Origin of the sequence: Haloterrigena alkaliphila (assembly GCF_017352155.2) — an archaeon.
Classification (GTDB): domain Archaea; phylum Halobacteriota; class Halobacteria; order Halobacteriales; family Natrialbaceae; genus Haloterrigena; species Haloterrigena alkaliphila.
In genome coordinates this window covers 1356334-1374855 of sequence record NZ_CP071462.1, presented here as the reverse complement: position 1 = coordinate 1374855, position 18522 = coordinate 1356334, and the positions used below count along the sequence as shown (strand labels likewise).

The 18522-nt window shown below is 64.0% G+C and carries 16 protein-coding genes; 8 read left to right on the top strand and 8 right to left on the bottom strand.

Annotation, left to right across the window (positions count from 1 at the left end):
• Nucleotides 1–88 precede the first annotated feature (88 nt).
• Nucleotides 89–1267 carry an aspartate kinase gene (locus J0X25_RS25515; protein ID WP_207290354.1) on the bottom strand — a complete coding sequence of 393 codons (1179 nt, stop codon included), beginning with the start codon at nucleotides 1265–1267 and terminating at the stop codon, nucleotides 89–91.
• A 274-nt stretch (nucleotides 1268–1541) separates the two neighbouring features.
• On the opposite strand from J0X25_RS25515, the gene J0X25_RS25510 reads away from it, so the two are divergent.
• The 5 genes from J0X25_RS25510 (at nucleotide 1542) to J0X25_RS25490 (ending at nucleotide 6125) form a co-directional block, all read left to right on the top strand.
• Nucleotides 1542–1979 (top strand): hypothetical protein, encoded by a 438-nt coding sequence (locus tag J0X25_RS25510; protein WP_207290353.1) that lies wholly within the window; start codon nucleotides 1542–1544, stop codon nucleotides 1977–1979.
• 284 nt (nucleotides 1980–2263) lie between these two features.
• Nucleotides 2264–2434: a hypothetical protein gene (locus J0X25_RS25505; RefSeq protein ID WP_207290956.1), complete on the top strand. Its 171-nt coding sequence runs from the start codon at nucleotides 2264–2266 to the stop codon at nucleotides 2432–2434.
• Nucleotides 2435–2516: 82 nt separating this feature from the next.
• Nucleotides 2517–3683, top strand: a complete 1167-nt coding sequence (locus J0X25_RS25500; protein WP_207290352.1) for an acyl-CoA dehydrogenase family protein — start codon at nucleotides 2517–2519, stop codon at nucleotides 3681–3683.
• A gap of 139 nt (nucleotides 3684–3822) precedes the next feature.
• Complete coding sequence (locus J0X25_RS25495) at nucleotides 3823–5628, top strand: acyl-CoA carboxylase subunit beta (RefSeq protein ID WP_207290351.1); 1806 nt, start codon at nucleotides 3823–3825, stop codon at nucleotides 5626–5628.
• Nucleotides 5629–5657: 29 nt separating this feature from the next.
• Nucleotides 5658–6125, top strand: coding sequence for a MaoC family dehydratase (locus tag J0X25_RS25490; protein ID WP_207290350.1), 468 nt, complete (start codon nucleotides 5658–5660; stop codon nucleotides 6123–6125).
• A 130-nt stretch (nucleotides 6126–6255) separates the two neighbouring features.
• Here J0X25_RS25490 and J0X25_RS25485 read toward each other — a convergent pair whose 3' ends face one another.
• From J0X25_RS25485 to J0X25_RS25470, 4 genes are all read right to left on the bottom strand, one after another.
• The gene (locus tag J0X25_RS25485) at nucleotides 6256–7038 is read right to left on the bottom strand and encodes a DUF7089 family protein (RefSeq protein ID WP_207290349.1); all 783 of its coding nucleotides are present in this window, start codon (nucleotides 7036–7038) and stop codon (nucleotides 6256–6258) included.
• A gap of 603 nt (nucleotides 7039–7641) precedes the next feature.
• A complete protein-coding gene (locus tag J0X25_RS25480) occupies nucleotides 7642–8634 on the bottom strand; it encodes an OapC/ArvC family zinc-ribbon domain-containing protein (protein WP_207290348.1) in 993 nt (330 codons plus the stop codon).
• The gene (locus J0X25_RS25475; RefSeq protein WP_207290347.1) at nucleotides 8634–9035 is read right to left on the bottom strand and encodes a DUF2073 domain-containing protein; all 402 of its coding nucleotides are present in this window, start codon (nucleotides 9033–9035) and stop codon (nucleotides 8634–8636) included. Before J0X25_RS25475 ends, J0X25_RS25480 begins: the two co-directional genes overlap by 1 nt.
• Before the next feature lie 6 nt (nucleotides 9036–9041).
• Nucleotides 9042–9680 carry an Era-like GTP-binding protein gene (locus J0X25_RS25470; protein WP_207290346.1) on the bottom strand — a complete coding sequence of 213 codons (639 nt, stop codon included), beginning with the start codon at nucleotides 9678–9680 and terminating at the stop codon, nucleotides 9042–9044.
• A 1675-nt stretch (nucleotides 9681–11355) separates the two neighbouring features.
• On the opposite strand from J0X25_RS25470, the gene J0X25_RS25465 reads away from it, so the two are divergent.
• Together J0X25_RS25465 and J0X25_RS25460 are read left to right on the top strand one after the other, a co-directional pair.
• A complete protein-coding gene (locus tag J0X25_RS25465) occupies nucleotides 11356–13167 on the top strand; it encodes a Cdc6/Cdc18 family protein (protein WP_207290345.1) in 1812 nt (603 codons plus the stop codon).
• Nucleotides 13168–13249: 82 nt separating this feature from the next.
• A complete protein-coding gene (locus tag J0X25_RS25460) occupies nucleotides 13250–13711 on the top strand; it encodes a hypothetical protein (RefSeq protein ID WP_207290344.1) in 462 nt (153 codons plus the stop codon).
• A gap of 149 nt (nucleotides 13712–13860) precedes the next feature.
• Here J0X25_RS25460 and J0X25_RS25455 read toward each other — a convergent pair whose 3' ends face one another.
• A complete protein-coding gene (locus tag J0X25_RS25455; protein ID WP_207290343.1) occupies nucleotides 13861–14865 on the bottom strand; it encodes a S24/S26 family peptidase in 1005 nt (334 codons plus the stop codon).
• 308 nt (nucleotides 14866–15173) lie between these two features.
• Between J0X25_RS25455 and J0X25_RS25450 the strand changes: the two genes are divergently transcribed.
• Complete coding sequence (locus J0X25_RS25450; protein ID WP_207290342.1) at nucleotides 15174–16823, top strand: DNA-directed DNA polymerase II small subunit; 1650 nt, start codon at nucleotides 15174–15176, stop codon at nucleotides 16821–16823.
• 218 nt (nucleotides 16824–17041) lie between these two features.
• On the opposite strand, the gene J0X25_RS25445 is transcribed toward J0X25_RS25450, so the two are convergent.
• Both J0X25_RS25445 and J0X25_RS25440 read right to left on the bottom strand, forming a co-directional pair.
• Complete coding sequence (locus J0X25_RS25445) at nucleotides 17042–17425, bottom strand: MaoC/PaaZ C-terminal domain-containing protein (protein ID WP_207290341.1); 384 nt, start codon at nucleotides 17423–17425, stop codon at nucleotides 17042–17044.
• 347 nt (nucleotides 17426–17772) lie between these two features.
• On the bottom strand, nucleotides 17773–18351 hold the full coding sequence (locus tag J0X25_RS25440) for a DUF7090 family protein (RefSeq protein WP_207290340.1): 579 nt from the start codon (nucleotides 18349–18351) through the stop codon (nucleotides 17773–17775).
• Nucleotides 18352–18522 lie beyond the last annotated feature (171 nt).

Below are 18522 nucleotides of genomic sequence, written 5' to 3'. Positions count from 1 at the left end.
CACGCATTAAAATCAGTCACGGGATCGGGGTGGTCGACTCGAGGGTCGCCGCGGCAATTCGGGATCGAAAAAACCAGCCGCTCGGTGTCTAGAAGAGGTCCTGGGTCAGCTCGAGGGTCTTCTCGCGGTCGTCCCAGTCGACGAACAGGGCCACGCTCGTCGCGCTGGTGATGATGTCGTTGAGGTGGATCCGGGCCTCGGAGAGGGGGTTGACGATCTCGCTGATGATCCCCGGCTGATTGGGGAGTTCGCCGCCGGTGACGCGGACGACCGCCACCGGCGAGTCGACGGTGACGGAAGAGAGTTCGTCGCGGGCGATGACCTCGCGATGGAGGATGTTCTCGGCGCGCTCGGCCTCCTCCTCGTCGATGTAGAAGGTGACCGTGTCCATCCCGCTGGCGACGGCGTCGATGTTGACGTCGCTCTCGGCGAGCGCTTCGGAGAGGTGGTTGAAGATGCCGGGCTGATTGCGGATCGCACGCCCTGCGACCGTGAGGCAGGCCAGCGGTCGCTCGCGCAGGTCGACGAGGTTCTTGAACTCGCCCTCGATGCTCGTCCCGCCGGAGAGCAGGTCGCCGTGCTGGTAGTGGACGACCCGAACGTCGAGTTTGCCGTCCTTGTAGGAGAGCGCGGAGGGGGCGACGACCTCGGCGCCGCGGAACGAGAGGTTGCGGAGTTCGTCGACCGAAATTTCGCCGACGTTCCGGGCGCCCTCGACGACGTGGGGGTCGCCGGTCATGACGCCCTCGACGTCGGTGACGATGACGACCTCGTCGGCGTCCATGTACTTGCCCATCATGACCGCCGTGGTGTCGCTGCCACCCCGTCCCAGCGTCGTGATCGAGCCGTCGGGGCCCTCGGCGAGGAAGCCCGTAATCACCGGTACCGTGTCCTCGAGTTCGGCGGCGACCTCGAGGGCGCGCTCGCGGGTCTCCTCGACGTTGACCTCGCCGTACTCGTCGGTGACGATCGGCCAGTCGTCGCCGCCCGGTTCGAGGAAGGTCGCGTCGATGTCCCGCGCCGATAGCGCGGCCTTGAGCATCCGAACGGAGGTCCGCTCGCCCATGCTGACGATCTGGGCGCGGTCGGCCTCGTCGGTCTCGAAGGTGATCTCGTCGAGCAGGTCGTCGGTGGTCGACCCCATGGCGCTGGCGACGATCGCGATCTCGTGGCCGTCCTCGACGGCGGCGGCGATCGAGTCCGCCGCGCGGTTGATTCGATCCCCGCTGCCGAGGCTCGTCCCGCCGAACTTGGCGACTACGCGCATACTGCCACCCCGTCCGCGGATCGCGTGACGATAGCTTGGCTCATATGCACTCCCGTTACCAGAGCGGGCAGATAACTGTGTCCCATCGTTCGTATTTTTACGGCCGACTCGAGGCGAATCCCTCGCCCGCCGGGACGGGAAGGTGGCTACCCGGCAGCGATCGATCCGCACGCGTACTCGACACAGTCGGGGGATCGATTCCCTCGAGATCCGACATCTTTGCCTCGCGAGCGCGGACGGGATTTATGTTTGTGCATGGCATTACCACACGACAATGAACGTACGGGACGCTCTCGAGGCCGACGCGGACGCACTGGCGTCGATCGCCGACTCGCCGACCGACGTGATGCGGAACCTGGTCCACGATCGAACCGTCCGCGTCGCCGAGGACGGCAGTCACGATCCGAACGCGGACGTTTCGGACTCGCAGTACGGCGGCTCCGATCCGGAGGACTTGCTGGGCTTCATCAGCTTCGACGCTCGCGAGGACACCGTCCACGTCACCCAGCTCGACGGCACGGCCGAGGCGTGCGAGCGACTGCTCGGCGAGCCGGTCCGCTTCGCCGAGCGCGAATCGATGGCCGTCGAAGTCCTCGTCTCGCCCGGCTCGGAGATTATCGAAGACGCCGCCGAGAAACTCGGCTTCGAGCGACGCGGTCCCGGGCCGCGATTCGACGGCTCACCGACCGTTCGGTTTCGAATGGAACCGTAGGACCGGGTGCCACAGTGGCAGCCACCGTCGACGCGGCGGCGCTCGAGTCCGAGTCGGGCGTCGACGGTCCACCCGGAAGCTTCCGATTCGCGACGACCTGAACGCAACGTCGAGCGCCACCAGTACCACTAGCGCGCTCCACCGTTCTGAGTACGTCTAACGGGACTGGGCACAATGGGATCGGACGGTAACAGCGTTCGACGCCGCGTTGGCAGTTTTAATACGCCCTATTGACATTGCAACTATCCGTAGCGATTATTGCCGCAAGCGGTGGCGTCCGTGATATGGTGTCGGACCACAATATGCCCGACTACGAGCAGGTCCGCGACGGCTTCGCGTGGGAGGACAACCCCCGCGAGATCGAGTTCCGCGACGAACTGCCGAAGACCGTCACCGGGAAGATCCGCCGCACGGAGCTTCAGGACGAGGTCGAGGAGGAAGCCGAGGCCGCCTGACGCCCGCTCGAGGGACGGCGTTCGACTCGAACTCGAGGACTCGAGCGACGACTGACGATATTTCACCACACTATCACAGACCATGAACTTCGAAGACACGCAGGAACGGAAGCTAATTCGACAGACGGCGACCGAAATCGCCGAGCGGTACGGACCCGAGCACTGGCGCGAAAAGGAGGAGGCCGGCGAGTTCTCGAGCGAGTTCTGGGACGAACTCGGCGAGGCGGGCTTTCACGGTCTGCTGGTCCCCGAGGCGTACGACGGCGCCGACATGGGGATGGAGGAGATGGGGCTGGCGATGGAGACCCTCTGCGCCGAGGGCTGCGGGATGGCCGGCACGTGGTACCTCGTGCTGACGGCCGGGATGGCCGCGGTCGGCATCCGCGAGTACGGCACCGACGAACAGAAGGAGCGGTATCTGCCCGACATCGCCACCGGCGAGCGCAACTTTTCGATCGGTATCACGGAGCCGGAAGCGGGGACGAACACGCTGAACGTGGCGACTCGAGCGGAGCAGGACGGTGACGAGTACGTCCTCAACGGCAAGAAGGCGTGGATCACCTTCGCGGATCGGGCCGACAACATGATTCTCGTGACGCGGACGACCCCGCGTTCCGAGGTCGAGCGCGGTACCGACGGCATCAGCCTCTTCGTCGTCGACATGGACGACCCGAACATCGACGTCTCGCCGATTCCGAAGCACGCGATGAACTACTCGAACTCCTGCGAGGTCTTCCTCGAGGACGTTCGCGTTCCCGCGGCGAACCTGCTTGGCGACGAGGACGACGGCTGGTGGGTGCTCGTGGACATGCTCAACCCCGAGCGGATCGGGTTCTCGGCGGCCGCGACCGGGATCGGCAAACTCGCGGCCGACGCCGCGATCGAGTACGCGAACGACCGCGAGATCTTCGGCGCGCCGATCGGGACCCATCAGGCCGTCTCCTTCCCCATCACCGAAGCCTACGCGAGGATGGAGACCGCCGCGCTGATGCGCGAGAAGGCCGCGTGGCTCTACGACCAAGGCGAGGACTGTGGCTACGAGACCAACGTGGCGAAGGCGACGGCCGTCGAGGCCGGCATCGACGCGGTGAGACACGCGATGCAGGCCTTCGGCGGCTGGGGGTACGCCACGGAGTACGACGTCGAACGCTGGTGGCGCGAGATCAACCTCACGCGACTCGCCCCGGTCACCCAGCAGATGGCCTACAACCACATCGGCCGACAGCTCGGCTTCCCGAAATCGTACTGATGCTCGAGATCCGCCATACGGACCGCACGGACCGAATAGACCGCATGGTCTGCTCGACTGTGGCCGTCGCTCGCGGGGCAACACTCGCCACAGCCGATAAGAACGACCCCCTCGTAGGAGCCGTCTAACGGAGCACGAAATGGAACTCAGAGTCAACACCGCCGCGACGGACCAGGAGGCACAGGCGATCGCGAAGGCGCTAGCGTCCCACTTCGGGGAGGAGGTGGAGCTCTACGCGAAGCGGGGCGACGACCTCCTCGCGACGGCGTCGCCGGATTCGAGCGAGGCCGCTGGGGAGGCCGCCAGTGCCTCGGCGGCCGGCAACGGCGGCACGCGAGACGTTGACGATGCGGGCGAGGACGACCTCGGGCCGACCGACCGCGAGCGACGGCTCCGCGAGGAGATCGACGACATCCTCGAGGGCGGCCCCGAGAAGTACCGTGAACGCCTGTCGGAGCAGGGGAAACTGTTCGTTCGGGATCGACTGAACCTCTGGTTCGGTGAGGACGGCGTGGCCTTCGAGGACGGGAAGTTCGCCAACTTCGATTCGTGGCACCCCAGCGGCCAGGACGGCGAGGCGGACTCGGGAGATCGGCTGCCGGCTGACGGCCTGATCACCGGCGCCGCCGAGTTCGAGGGCCGGGACGTCCACTTCATGGCCAACGACTTCACCGTCAAGGCGGGGTCGATGGCCGAGAAGGGCGTCGAGAAGTTCCTCCGGATGCAACAGCGCGCGCTGAAGACAGGCCGCCCCGTCCTCTACCTGATGGACTCCTCGGGCGGACGGATCGACCAGCAGTCGGGGTTCTTCGCCAATCGGGAGGGGATCGGGAAGTACTACTACAACCACTCGATGCTCTCCGGGCGCGTCCCCCAGATCTGCGTGCTCTACGGGCCCTGCATCGCGGGGGCCGCGTACACCCCCGTCTTCGCGGACTTCACGATCATGGTCCGGGACATGTCCGCGATGGCCATCGCCAGCCCGCGGATGGTCGAGATGGTCACCGGCGAGCAGATCGACCTCGACGAGCTCGGGGGGCCGGACGTCCACGCCCGCCACTCCGGCAGCGCGGACCTCATCGCCGAGGACGAGGAACACGCCCGCGAACTCGTCGCGAAGCTGATCGGCTACCTGCCCGACAACGCCGACGAGAACCCGCCACAGACGGAGGGTCGCGAGCCGAAACGGTCGCCCGCGGGGATCGACTCCGTCGTGCCGCAGGCGCCCAACCGCGGCTACGACATGTTCGACGTCATCGAGCGCGTCGTCGACGCCGACTCGGTGCTCGAGTTGCGCCCCGAGTACGGATCGGAGATCATCACCGCGTTTGCCCGCATCGACGGCCGGCCGGTCGGCATCGTCGCCAACCAGCCGAAACAGCGCGCGGGGGCGATCTTTCCCGACGCCGCCGAGAAGGCCGCGCAGTTCATCTGGACCTGCGACGCCTACGACGTGCCGCTGCTGTACCTCTGTGACACCCCCGGCTTCATGGCCGGCTCCGGCGTCGAGAAGGAGGGGATCCTCGAGCAGGGCAAGCGAATGATCTACGCGACCTCCTCGGCGACGGTGCCCAAGCAGTCCGTCGTGGTCCGGAAGGCCTACGGCGCGGGGATCTACGCGATGTCCGGGCCCGCGTACGACCCCGAGAGCGTGCTCGGCCTTCCCAGCGGCGAGATCGCCATTATGGGCCCCGAAGCGGCGATCAACGCGGTCTACGCGAACAAGCTGGCCGCGATCGACGACCCCGAGGAGCGGGCCGAGAAGGAGCAAGAGCTCCGGAAGGAGTACCGCGAGGACATCGACGTTCACCGGATGGCCAGCGAGGTCGTCATCGACGAGATCGTGCCGCCCAGCGAGCTTCGAGACGAACTCGAGGCCCGCTTCGCGTTCTACGAGACCGTTGAGAAGGACCTGCCGGACAAGAAACACGGGACGATCCTGTAACGCGCACTGAGAACACCACAATCCAATCCATGACAGGACGCTACTACGAGGAGTTCGAGGTCGGCGAGACCATCGAACACGAACGACGGCGCACGATCACGGAGAGCGACAACCAGCGCTTCTGCGACATGACGATGAACCAGCAGCCGCTACACCTCGACGCGGAGTTCGCGGGCGACACCGATTTCGGCGAGCGGCTGGTTAACGGGCTCTACACCATGAGCCTCGCGGTCGGGATCACGATCCCCGAAACGACCGACGGGACCATCGTCGCCAACCTCTCCTACGATAACGTCGAGCACCCCGCGCCGGTGTTCCACGGCGACACGATCCGCGTGCAGTCGACCGTCACGGACAAGCGTGAGACCAGCGACGGCGAGCGCGGAATCGTCACTATGCACGTCGAGGCCTTCAAGGTGAACGAGCCGGACGAGCCGCTGGTCTGCCAGTTCGATCGAACCGCGCTCTCGCTGAAACGCGAACACGCCGAGGAGTGAGCGGACAGACACCGAGGAGGCACAGGAACAACGACCCTCACACTACTCCACTTCGGACTGACAATCCGGCGGCCCGTGAGCAGACACCGCGAACGAGGTGGAGACGGTCACGGGGACCGTATTCGGGGCGCTATTCGGCGAGCGAATCGAACGTCTTCTCGGCCCACCGGATCGCGTACTCGGGACCGTGATCCCGGTACGCGTCGGTGTCCAGCGCCGCGAACGGCGCCGGGAGCTCGATCGCGTGCTTGATCGCCGCACACGCCAGTTCCGTCGCGTCGGCGAACTCGGTCTCGCCGCGCGCGACTGCCCTCGGTAGTCCGGCGACGCGGTCCTCGAGTCGCGTCCCGGCGTCCTGCCACGCGTCGGCCAGTTCGGGGTGATCGCCGTGCCACTCCGCGAAGACTTCGCGGCTCTGCAGGCCGACCCAGCCGTCGTACAGGGCCGCGGCCACCTGGTAGGTGCCGTTCGGGCCGAGATCGACCGCGCGGTTCAACTCCGGATACGTCTCCTCGAAGAAGCCGATGAAGTGCTCGGAAACCTCGAGGTCGAGTTCGACGAACGCCTCGGCGAGCAGGAAGTCGATAAACGATTCGGGCGACCCCTGGACCCGCGGTTTCACGATCACGATCGGCGGATCGGTCTGGCGCGTCCAGACGACGCTGCCGTCGCCCGGCATCCCGACGGTGAAATCCGAACTCGCGTACCGGGCGAGCAACTGGGGGGCGTCCGCGGGCAGCCAGTCGGCGGGGTAGCTCGCCGGCTCGAGGGTGTCGACGAGGAGTCCGAGATCCTCGGCTTGCGCCGGCGGGAGGGTCTCGAAATCGCGCTCGCAGTCGACGACCTGAACGTCCGGCGCGTGCTCGTCGCGAATCGCCGCGACCGGCGTCGAGAGGTCGCGAGCCTCGAACATCAGACGAGGACGGTCTGAGCGACGATCAGCAGCGCCAGTAGTGCTGCGACGGCGATCGTGGTGACGACGACCTTGGTGGGAGTGCTCATACGTATGCGCAATCAGTCACGTCGCTTAAATCCATCTTTCTCCGCCAACTATCGGCCGAACGGTCGACCGGAGCGCGGTGCTAAACGGTTGGACAGACCACTATTTCCGCTGGAACCCGATTTTCAAGTGTACTACAATAAGAGATAGTGATATTGAATATTGCAGTCGAAATGGTGGGGTAGGCGGCTCGACCGATCGAGTGAGGGGCAGTCGGATCGGTCGCTGGCTCGGTCGAGGCGGCGACTGTCTCACTCGAGGCGCCAGTCGAACCCGAATCCCGCCGTCTCGCGCTAGCCACTCGGGCCGTGCGTCCCGCCGTCTCGCGCTAGACGCTCGAGCCGTGCGTCACATCGGAGTGTACGCCATCGGATGGGAGTGGACGCCATCGAATGAGAGTGCACGCCATCGGACTGAGTGTCCATTCAACACGAGTCCGTTTCCGACTGTCGATCCGAGAAGCGTCCGTCGTCGAGTCCGAATTCCTCGAGGGGGCGCCGATTCGACGCCGTCGCGTCACTCCTCGTCGGCACGCCACGAATCGGGGACGTCGATGACGTATCGGCCGTCCTCCTGCAGCGAGATGATGTACTCCTCGCGGTTGTAGAGTTCCATCAGATTGAGTTCGTACTGGCCCGGGCTGACGATTTTGATGCTCTCGAACTGCTCGTTGAGCTCCGCGCGCAGTTCCTCGATCGAGGGTTGCTCGCCCGAGGGTTCGCTGACGACCCGGCCGTGTTCCGGCGGCCGGTCACCGGTCTCGTGGACCGGGGCGTCGGTTCGACTGGAGCCGCCACCCATCCCTCGGTCCGACCGGTCGGACCCGGCGGGCAGATCGTCCGAGGAAACGACTTCGCTTCGGGCGTCGGCCTGCGCCGTGTTCTCGTCGTCCGCCATGATCGACCCGTCGTCGACCGCGGCCGAGCGATCGGGCGTCGGTTCGGATGCAGACGCAGTCTGTGAGGTGCCGCGGGCATCGTCACTCGGTGGCGTCGATCGATCCTCGGGCCGTCGCGCCGTCTCCGGCCACTCTGTGAACTCGCCGGTTTCGGCGGACGCGTCCGAATCTGGTCGCTCGTCGCTCGAGGGCCAGGCCGACGTCGACGAATCGCGGTTCGCGTCTGCCGCTGGGTTGCGGTTCGCGTCCGCGGTCGGATCGCCGTTTGTCGCGGTGGTCGGATCGCGGTTCGCGTCGGCCGCAGGCTCCTGACTCGCGTCGGCCGAGTCGGCCGGTCGAGCCGAGCCGGACGAGACCCAGTCGCGAACGGTTTCGGCCGCGCGCTCGACGGTTCCGGTCGACTCTGCGGATCCGGCCGTCCCGGTCGCGTCCGGACGTGACTCGGCCGTCGTCTCGGCCGCCGTCGACTGGGCCGCGTTGCTCGAGCCGGTCGACGCCCGGCCGGCGGGGGCGAACTGGAACTTGTTCCCGCCGCAGTCCGGACAGCCCGACAGCATCTCCTTGGAGCCGTCGGGGAACGTCCGGCCGCAGGTCGTGCATTCGTGAGGCATTAGTCTCGTGACACGAGCGCGCTGATGAGCGTTTCGTCCTTGTGGAGCGTTTCGATCTGGTTGGCCGGTCCGATGACCGTCAGCTTCGCCGCCGACTCGTCGCCGCCCATGATCCGGCCGAGCAGCGAGGAATCGTTCGCCTTGGATTTGGGGTAGGTCTCGATCTCGATCCCGTTGAACTCGTCGGGACTGATCTCGGACATCGTCACCTCGATGAGCCGACTCTCCTCGTCGGGAGTCAGCCCCTCCTCGAGGATGACGATGTTGCCGTCGTGGACGCCGTCGAGGATCATTCGGATCTTCTCCATCGTCGCCATCCCGTCCATGCGTTCGCCGCTGATCAGATCGATCTGGACACCGTCTGGAGCGTCGGGATCGTCCGCGTTAGTTGCTTTTGGCATCGGTAATCACCCGAAGTACTCCGCGATGTTCTCGTAGACTTCGTCCATGTTTTCGCCTTCCTTCGCGGAGAGCGGGATCGTCTTGTGCTGTGGGAACGCGTCCTCGATCCGTTTCACGCTCGAGTCGTCGAGGTCGATCTTGTTCGCGAAGATGAGAACCGGGAGATCGCGAGATTCGATGATACCGATCAGCATCGTGTTGACCTGCGTGATCGGATCCTCGGCACTGTCGAGCACGTAGATAACGCCATCGACGTCCTCGCGGAGCCAGTGCATCGCTTCGGCGACGCCTTCGGTGGCCTCGCGGGAGCGACGGATCGCGTCGTCTTCCTCCATCTCGTCGGTGAATTCCTCGTAGTCGACTTTCGTCGTCACACCGGGCGTGTCGACGATATCGATCGTCACCGACTTGCCGTTGCGTTCGATCTCGACGTCTTCTTTCCTGCGTGCGCGTCGCGTTTCGTGTGGAATGTGACTCTCCGCACCGACGGCGTCACCGGTCCAGTCGCGAGCGATTCGGTTCGCAAGCGTCGTCTTTCCAGCGTTCGGCGGACCGTAGATACCGATACGTTTGGGTTCCTCTTCCGAGAAGAGGCGGTCCGTAACCCGAGAGATACTATCTTTGAGTTCTGTGAACAGTCCCATCTGTGGGGCCCTCCAGCACCGCGGGGTGGTGCATCTGCGCGTACTACAAACTGAACCCACTTAAGCCTACGTCAGACGTGTAGACAATTCAATTCAACTACGTTGTCAGTATGCCAAAAGAGTGATAGGATGGTGTCCAAGGAGTTACCGAACGATACGTCGTTGGACGGTACGGGAAGGAGAGGGTGGGAACCAGTGAACGAGTGAACGAGTGAACGAGGGAGTGTGTGAGCGTGTATCAGTACCTCCGTTCGAGCGGAGAGAATGTGAGATGGTACCAATTGATCTGTGATGTGGTACCAGCCGTGACCGAAGCAGAGATGGGAAAGCTCTCGAGACGGAACCGAACTGGATGGCAAACCGATCGAGCGGTCTCTGTTGTTCGCCCGAACCACCCCCACCCCTTCGTTTCGACTGGAGAGTAGTGAGGGTGTGGGTGAGTGTTCGGTGATGATCGCCGCCGATAGCCCGATACGACACTGCCAGCCGTCCACGAGCAGTCCAGAGAGACGGTGAAGCCGATGAACTCGAGGGTTGAGAGAGTTCTAGTAACATGGGTCGTCAAATAGAGCTATTCTAGCAGAAACTAGTAACAGTATCTAACCGATCTAGTAAAATATTCGCTTTGCTAGTGCTACGGACCGAGTTTCTTCCCCAGATAGATAAAACTGCCTGTCCTAGAACACCCCTCTCCCCCCACCCCCTCCTTCTCCGCGTTCCACCTGAAACGAAGGGGTGGGGGGCTAGCCACGTTACCAGTCAACCAGATCACACAAACAGATCACATCTATTCCGCTGAACGAATCCTTCCTAATTCGCTCTCAGTGATGGACGAACGATTCCGTCGATTCGCCTTGATCGGATCCGAATCGATACGATTCGATCGTCGATTCCAATCCATCACCCGTCAGCGGCTCACCCGTTTCCGATCACGTCTACCAGTGGGACTGCAGATCACGTCAAGCAGTTGGACCGCATTGCGTGCTCGAGTCGGTTCTCGACTCGAACCAATCCGCGTCGCCCTCCGTCTGGTCTCGTGAATTCATCCCCGGGGTCGACGACTGCATGCTGGACGACTCCGTCATTTCCTGACTACGGTCTCTCTTGACTGTGTCATCTTGCGTCTCGCGGGTGGCCCCAGCGCTTCGATGAAGACGATCGTCGATCGTTCGCAGAGCCGCAATCGATATCACTCCGAGGCTTCGAGATATCTCCGCGCGTTAGCAACGCTCGCGCGTATCACCAATATAGATGCTCGAATGAGCGTCTCTCTTCGGAGAGGATGTGGATCCGTTCGCATCAGCCGTCGCTTCGTTTCCCCGATTCCATTCTGAGAACCGAACAATCACATATCCAACAATACCATCCATTCGTGAGTCACATATCGACCTGAAACGGACGTCACGATACCGTCCGCCGCCTTGCGAATTGTCTATAGTTCGGCAATTTGCCCGTTTTAGCCGTTCTCGAGGCTCAACCAATCTCTCCTGGGAGGGTCGGTGCAGTGTGAAGGGAAGAATTTAATAGCGTGGTTTTCCTCTGTTTCGGTTGCATCAACTGGACCCGGGCCGGGGACGCACTGTAGTGGGATGGCCGATTCGGACCACTAACCGAGCGATATTCCTGCTTTCTGGCCCGGCATTCCACTCGAAACGAGGGGGTATGTATACGACGGATGTCAGACGAAGAATCAGAACCCACGGGCTCGGAGCCGGTCGATATCGACGAGAAACGGGAGTTCTCGACCTTCGATAGCGCCGACCTCGCCGAGGAGGAATCGAGTCAGGGATTGTTCGACGACTTGCTCAGCGGCGAACCGATCTTCGAGAACAAGGAAGTGCTTCGGCCGTCCTATACGCCACACGAGCTCCCACACCGGAGCGACCAGATCAACAAGATGGCGACGATCCTGGTCGCCGCGCTGCGCGGCGAAACCCCGTCGAACATCCTGATCTACGGGAAGACCGGAACCGGAAAGACCGCGAGCGCGAAGTTCGTCAGCAAGGAACTCGAGAGCACCTCCCAGAAGTACAGCGTCCCGTGTGACGTCGAGTACATCAACTGCGAGGTCACGGACACCCAGTACCGGGTGCTCGCCCAGTTGGCGAACAAGTTCATCGAGAAGAACGAGGCCCGCATCGACGAGCAGGTCGAGGAACTCGAGCGCCTGCTCGAGGCCGTCGACGAGTACGAAGCCGCTGCGGAAGCCGATTCGGCGGCCGACGCCGGCGACGAGGACGGACTCTTCGAGGAGTTCGACGCGCTCGAGTCGGCACCCGATTCCGACGAATCGGACAGTTCGACTGGAACCACGACCGACGACGAGTCTCGTGATTCTCCAGTCGAAACGGAGGGGTCTTCGGACAATCCGGATACATCGGCGACGGCCGACGGAGCAGCAAGCGACACCACCGACGGCGACCTGACCGACGAGTTCCAGTCGGACGGAACCGAGACGGACGGAATCGAGTCGAACCCGCCGACCGATTCGACCGACGACCGTCAACCGGAACATCCACTCGCGTCGACCGGATTCGAGTCCCGCGCCGCGGTCGAGGCCCGGATCGAGGACCTCGAGGACGACAAGGAGTCCTTCGAGGAGGTCCCGATGACCGGGTGGCCGACCGATCGGGTTTACAGCGTCTTCTTCGACGCCGTCGACTACGACGAGCGGGTCGTCGTCATCATGTTAGACGAGATCGACAAACTCGTCGAGAAGAGCGGCGACGACACCCTCTACAACCTCTCGCGGATGAACTCCGAACTCGAGAACTCCCGGGTCTCGATCATCGGCATCTCGAACGACTTGAAGTTCACCGACTTCCTCGACCCCCGCGTCAAGTCATCCCTCGGCGAGGAGGAGATCGTCTTCCCGCCCTACGACGCCAACCAGCTGCGGGACATTCTCGAGCACCGCTCGGAGGTCGCGTTCAAGGGCGGCGCGCTCTCCGACGACGTGATCCCGCTGTGTGCGGCCTTCGCCGCGCAGGAACACGGGGACGCGCGCCGCGCGCTCGACCTCCTCCGGACCGCGGGCGAACTGGCCGAACGCTCCCAGACCGAGACCATCGTCGAGGAGCACGTCCGGCAGGCCCAGGACAAGATCGAACTCGACCGCGTCGTCGAGGTCGTCCGCACCCTCCCCACGCAGTCGAAACTCGTCCTCTTCGCGATCATCCTCCTCGAGAAGAACGGCGTTCACAGCATCAACACGGGCGAGGTGTTCAACATCTACAAGCGCCTCTGCGAGGAGATCGACGCCGACGTGCTCACCCAGCGACGGGTCACGGACCTCATCAGCGAACTCGACATGCTCGGGATCGTCAACGCCGTCGTCGTCTCGAAGGGGCGCTACGGCCGGACCAAGGAGATCAGCCTCTCCGTACCCATCGAGGAGACGGAGGCCGTCCTCCTCTCGGACTCGCGGCTGAGCGACATCGACGACATCCAACCGTTCGTGCAGGCGCGCTTCGAGAACGGATCGTGACGCCTCGAGAACTGCTCGGGGTCACACGACCACGATCCGACGCGAGGATTCGAGGTCGATCTACGTCGTATCCCGATTCCACATGAAGCGACGGCCCCTCACGAGGCGACGGACGCTCGGTGCCGCGACGGCCAGCCTCGTCGCCCTCGCCGGGTGCGTCTTCACGGACGGCGAGGTCGAGTTCGACCGCGGCGAACTCTCGGTGGTCGTCGACGGCGATCCGGTCGACCTCTCCGCGGATCGATTTCAGGCGGAGAACGTCGACAACGACTCCGTCGCCTTTCACCTCCACGAGCGCGACGAGTACTGGTACATGGAGGGCGAGGAACCCGTGACGTTCGCCGAGGGGATCGATCTGCTCCCCCGCTTCGCCTACGCGAATCGGGAGGACGCTCACGTCGTGACCGTCGACGGAACCGAGTACGACGGTCGCGACTCGAGCACGGCGATCACGTTTCTCGTCGACGACGAGGTGGTGGACCCGACGACCTACGAGGTCCAGAACGGCGAGTCGCTTCGACTCGAGATCGAGACCGACGCGTAGATCATGGTTGACGCGTGAATCGGGAGCCCGTCGTTTCGACTCGAGCAGGGAGAACGCGGAGGAGAGCCGTCTGCCGTCGATAGCGTCGTCAATTCCTGTCGCGTTCGAGTACGGCCGCGGGACGCTTCGACTGCGGCCGAAACGCCGGTTCAGTTCCGGTAGCGTCCGACGGCGACGACGGCGCCGGCGCCGACACCGGCGACGCCGGTTACGCCGGCGAATTCGGCTCCCGGGGATGTCGCTTCCGGACCGGCGGTCGGCGTCTGCGTCGATGTCCCGTCGATCAGCGGCGAGGGAACGACCATCCCGCCGAAGAGGCTGTCGAACGCGAGGCGGACGTGTCCGAGCCACGGGATGCGGAACATCGCCTTGCCGGCGATCCACTCGGGCTTCACGATGTGCGTTCTCGGTCCTCCCGGCCCTCTCTGGGACAGTTGGTCGTAGCTGGGGTTCGCGTCGCCTTTCGTGATGAATCCGGCGTGATCCGCCGGACAGATCCTGTCGTCGACGTCCTCGCAGGTGAGATCACCCACGAGGTCCTCGTCTGCCTTGGTGTCGACCCAGTTCTCGTCTTCTTCGACCCAGAAGTGGGCGCGATGGATTATCGGCGTCTGGCGGTCGTTTCCGTTCGGCTGGAAGACGATCACGTCGCCGGGATTGCCGAATTTATCGTGACCGCTGTCCTGGCCGTTCTCGAGCGTGACCACTCCGGTACCGTCCGTGGCCCCGTCGCCGGCGTACCGATCGTCGTCGACGACGAAGATGAGGTCGCCCCGCTCCATGTTCGGCTCCATGCTGCCGCTCTCGACGGCGACCAGCGGCGGCCAGACGCCGCTGACCGCGAACAGCAGCAGGCCGACGACCGCGACGATCGCGACGCTGCTCAACACGTCCCGAACGAAGATGACGTTGCCGTCCTGCGAGTTGAGAAACCAGCGGACGGCGCCGTCGTCCTCGATCGTCACGGGATCGCCGTCCGTCTCGGCGCCGGACCCGTCGGCTTCGCGTGGATTCGACGAGGTCCCGGCGTCAGCCGGCCCGTCGTCGGTCGCCGGGTCGTCGGTCCCGTTCCGGGCCGGCCGATCGGTGGCGGAATCGGAATTGCCGTCGTCACCGGGTCCGTCGGGAGGGTCGCCGCGGTTAGAACCGCTCATCGTCACCCGTTTTGCCGGGCCACCCAATCAACCTTCTGCTCCAGTAATCGTCACTGATTCCGGCTGTTCCCACCGGGATTGCACCGATTCGGGCGTCGGTAGTCGTCCGGTCGGAGTCACCGATTCCGTCTTCGCGCCCGTCGAATTCGTCGCAGGCTCTATCGCTGAGAGCGTGAGCGATCAACATTGTATCTGGTACGAATTTGATGGAAATAACGCTACTGGTCCGTCTCGCTTCAGGTGGCCCCCCACCGGCCACGGACGCCAATTACGGTATCCTTTTCTCCCCGCTCACGAATGCGAGGGGTGTGCCACTCGAGGCGACGGCCAGGATCGTCAGCGAACTCACGAGCCGCGGCTACAACGCCGAACGCGAGGCCGTGACCCTGCTCGCCTCGGCCGACGATCCGCAGGCGGCCCTCGAGCGCGTCGTCGAGGACCTCCCCGAGGACGCGCTGGTCGTCCGGACCGACCACGTCGACGCGGCGCTCGCCGCCGCGCCGGCAGCCAACCCTGCCGCCGGCGACGGTAGCGCCCCCGATACCGAACGCGCCACTGACGAGAGCGCCGCCGGAAGCGCTCTCGACACGTCGCTCGGGGACGACGACCGAGGCGCCGATGCGTCCCCAGACGCGACCGAAGATCCCTCAATTTCGACTGGAGGCCAATCGGCAGATCACGGGGCAACGGGTGGGAATACTCCAGTCGAAACGAAGGGGGGCGTAACGGTCGAGCGATCGGTCGATCCCGAGTTGCGCTCCCTCGAGATCGCGGGCGACATGACCGGCGAAAGCACGGGGACCGGCGAGTACGAGGATTTCGTCTCGGTGTTCCGGGATCGACTCGAGCGCGTGGGGTCGAAACTGCGCGGCCGGATCAACCACCGGCCGGCGTCGGCCATCCAGAGCATGCCCGGCGGCGACGACGTCGCGATGGTCGGCCTGGTCAACGACATCCGCTCGACCGCCAGCGGTCACTGGTTGATCGAACTCGAGGACGCGACGGGAACCTTCCCGTGGCTGGTGATGAAGGACCGGGAGTACGTCGATCTCGTCGACGAGTTGCTCTGCGACGAGGTGCTGGCGATGGAGGGGACGCTGGCGGACGACTCGGGGATCGCGTTCGTCGACTCGATGTACTTCCCCGATATCCCCAGAACGCACGAACCCTCGACCGCCGACCGCCACGTCCAGGCGGCGCTGATCAGCGACATCCACGTCGGCAGCGAGGAGTTCATGGCCGACGCCTGGAACGCCTTCGCCGACTGGCTCCACACCGAGCAGGCCCAGCACGTCGAGTACCTGCTGATCGCCGGCGACATGGTCGAGGGCGTCGGCGTCTACCCGAACCAAGACGAGGAACTCGACATCGTCGACATCTACGAGCAGTACGAGGCGTTCAACGAGTACCTAAAGAAGGTCCCCGGCGACCTCGAGATCGTCATGATCCCGGGAAACCACGACGCGGTCCGCCTCGCGGAGCCTCAACCGGGGTTCGACGAGGAACTGCGAGCGATCATGTCCGCCCACGATCCGCGGATCGTGAGCAACCCCTCGACGGTCACCCTCGAGGGCGTCTCCGTGCTGATGTACCACGGTGTGAGCCTGGACGAAGTGATCGCCGAACTTCCCGAGGAGAAGGCGAGTTACGACGACCCGCACAAGGCGATGTACCAGTTGCTCAAGAAGCGCCACGTCGCCCCGCAGTTCGGGGGTCACACGCGACTCGCGCCGGAGGAGGAGGACTACCTCGTCATCGACGAGGTGCCCGACATCTTCCACACCGGCCACGTCCACAAACTCGGATTCGGGAAGTACCACAACGTCCTCGCCATCAATTCGGGCTGTTGGCAGGCCCAGACCGACTTCCAGAAGAGCGTCAACATCGACCCCGACGCCGGCTACGCGCCCATCGTCGACCTCGATACGCTGGACGTGACGGTTCAGAAGTTCAGCTAGGACTCGCTTCGCTCTGCCTCAAGGAATCCGACACGCTCTCGATCCGCGTACCGGAGGTGTTTTATGGCGCCACCCGCGAGGAGGAAAGGACGGCACGGCCAGCAGCTACCTTTCAGCGCGCGTGGGTTACCACGGGCGTTCACCTGACTGGCCTACCCCGTTCTCAACAACCCAGAGCGGTTGCTATCGCGGTCGCCGGAATACGCCAAAGCCGTCTATCATTCCCTCCAGATGAGTCCCTCGGTACTGCCGGTCAGCACCGTTTTCCCGTCCCCGTTCTCGCAGTTCACGTCGACGACGATCTCGTAGCGATCGTCGCGCTCCGCGACGGACTCGAACGTCCACCTACAGGTGATCCGCTCGCCGGTGTAAACCGGACGGACGAACTCCAGGTCCATCCGCTGGGCGAGCACCTCGAGGTCGCCGCCGATCTTCGTCGGCAGGGTCGCGGTCAGCAGTCCGTGGACCATCAGGCGGCCCTCCTCGTCAGGTTCGGTGTGGATGTCCTGTCTGTCGCCGGAGAGGTCCGCGAACCGCTCGACGTCGTCGGTCGTGAACGTCCGCTCGAACGTGTGAGTCTCACCTTCTACTGGCCGTGCCATGCGGTGGTCTACCGGCTCTCTCCACCTCGGCAGTGATAATTCCGCGGGATAGCGGGTACGAGGGGAGTCCGTACGTGGGCGGAGACGTCTTCGAGGAACTGCTCGAGTCCGACCCCGAGCTGCGGGTCTGTTGTGCACACGTGGGCACCGACGAGGTCGATCGGTTCCTCGAGTTCGTCCGCAACCTCGAGTTCGCCCACGAGTACGAGCACGCCTCACTCGACACGACGTTCGCGATGTCGACGGCTGCACCGGAAACGATGGGGTTCGCTCCGTCGTCGATTTCCGACGAGACGCTCGGCACGAGCCATCAATACACCGCCCAAAAGCGATTCCGACTGCGACTCTCAGAACTCGGCGTCGATGCTGCCGTCCTCGTCGAGGTCGATGACCCCGTCGAACAGCTCGCGGAACTCGTCGACGAGCGCCTCGTCGTGGGGTTCTTCCGAGACGTGGAAGAGACCGATGGCGTCGTACTCATCGAGCAACTCGAGGATGCGTTCGACCGCCTCGAGGGCCTGGTCGTCGCCGGCGTAGTAGGCGAGTTCGGTGACGGAGTCGAAACTGAGCCGGAGTTTGCCGTCGTGGGCGTCGAGGAAGCCGTCGATGTGGTCGACGATCCCGTCGACGTCGTCGGGGGCGGCGACGTAGTGGACGGTGTCGCTCTTGCGCCGCGAGTAGCCGTGTTCGATGCTCAGCGTGTCCAGAATTTCGGCGCGGTCCTCGTCGACGTCGTAGTACTCGAGTTTCTGTCTGACTTCGCGGGCCGTGGTTCGCGTGGAGACGACGAGGAAGTGATCCGTGTCGACTTTGAGAAAGTCGGTGTCGATACGGTCCGTTTCCCCGGTGCTCGGGTGGAGAAGGAGCACCCCGGTGCCGCCCGGTACCGTCTCCGGCGTGCCATCTATCTCAAGTGAATAGTCCATATTGGAGTGAACAACTTTCGGCACTGACTTAATAGTGCGGATGTCAGTAGTTACTGTTCGCTGTCGGGTCCAGCGACGTCTGATTCGCACGGAAAGAGGATCCACAGGAGCAGTTCGCCCGACCGATATCCGATGCCCACGGAGTTTCGGCCGACCTAAACCTCTCCACTC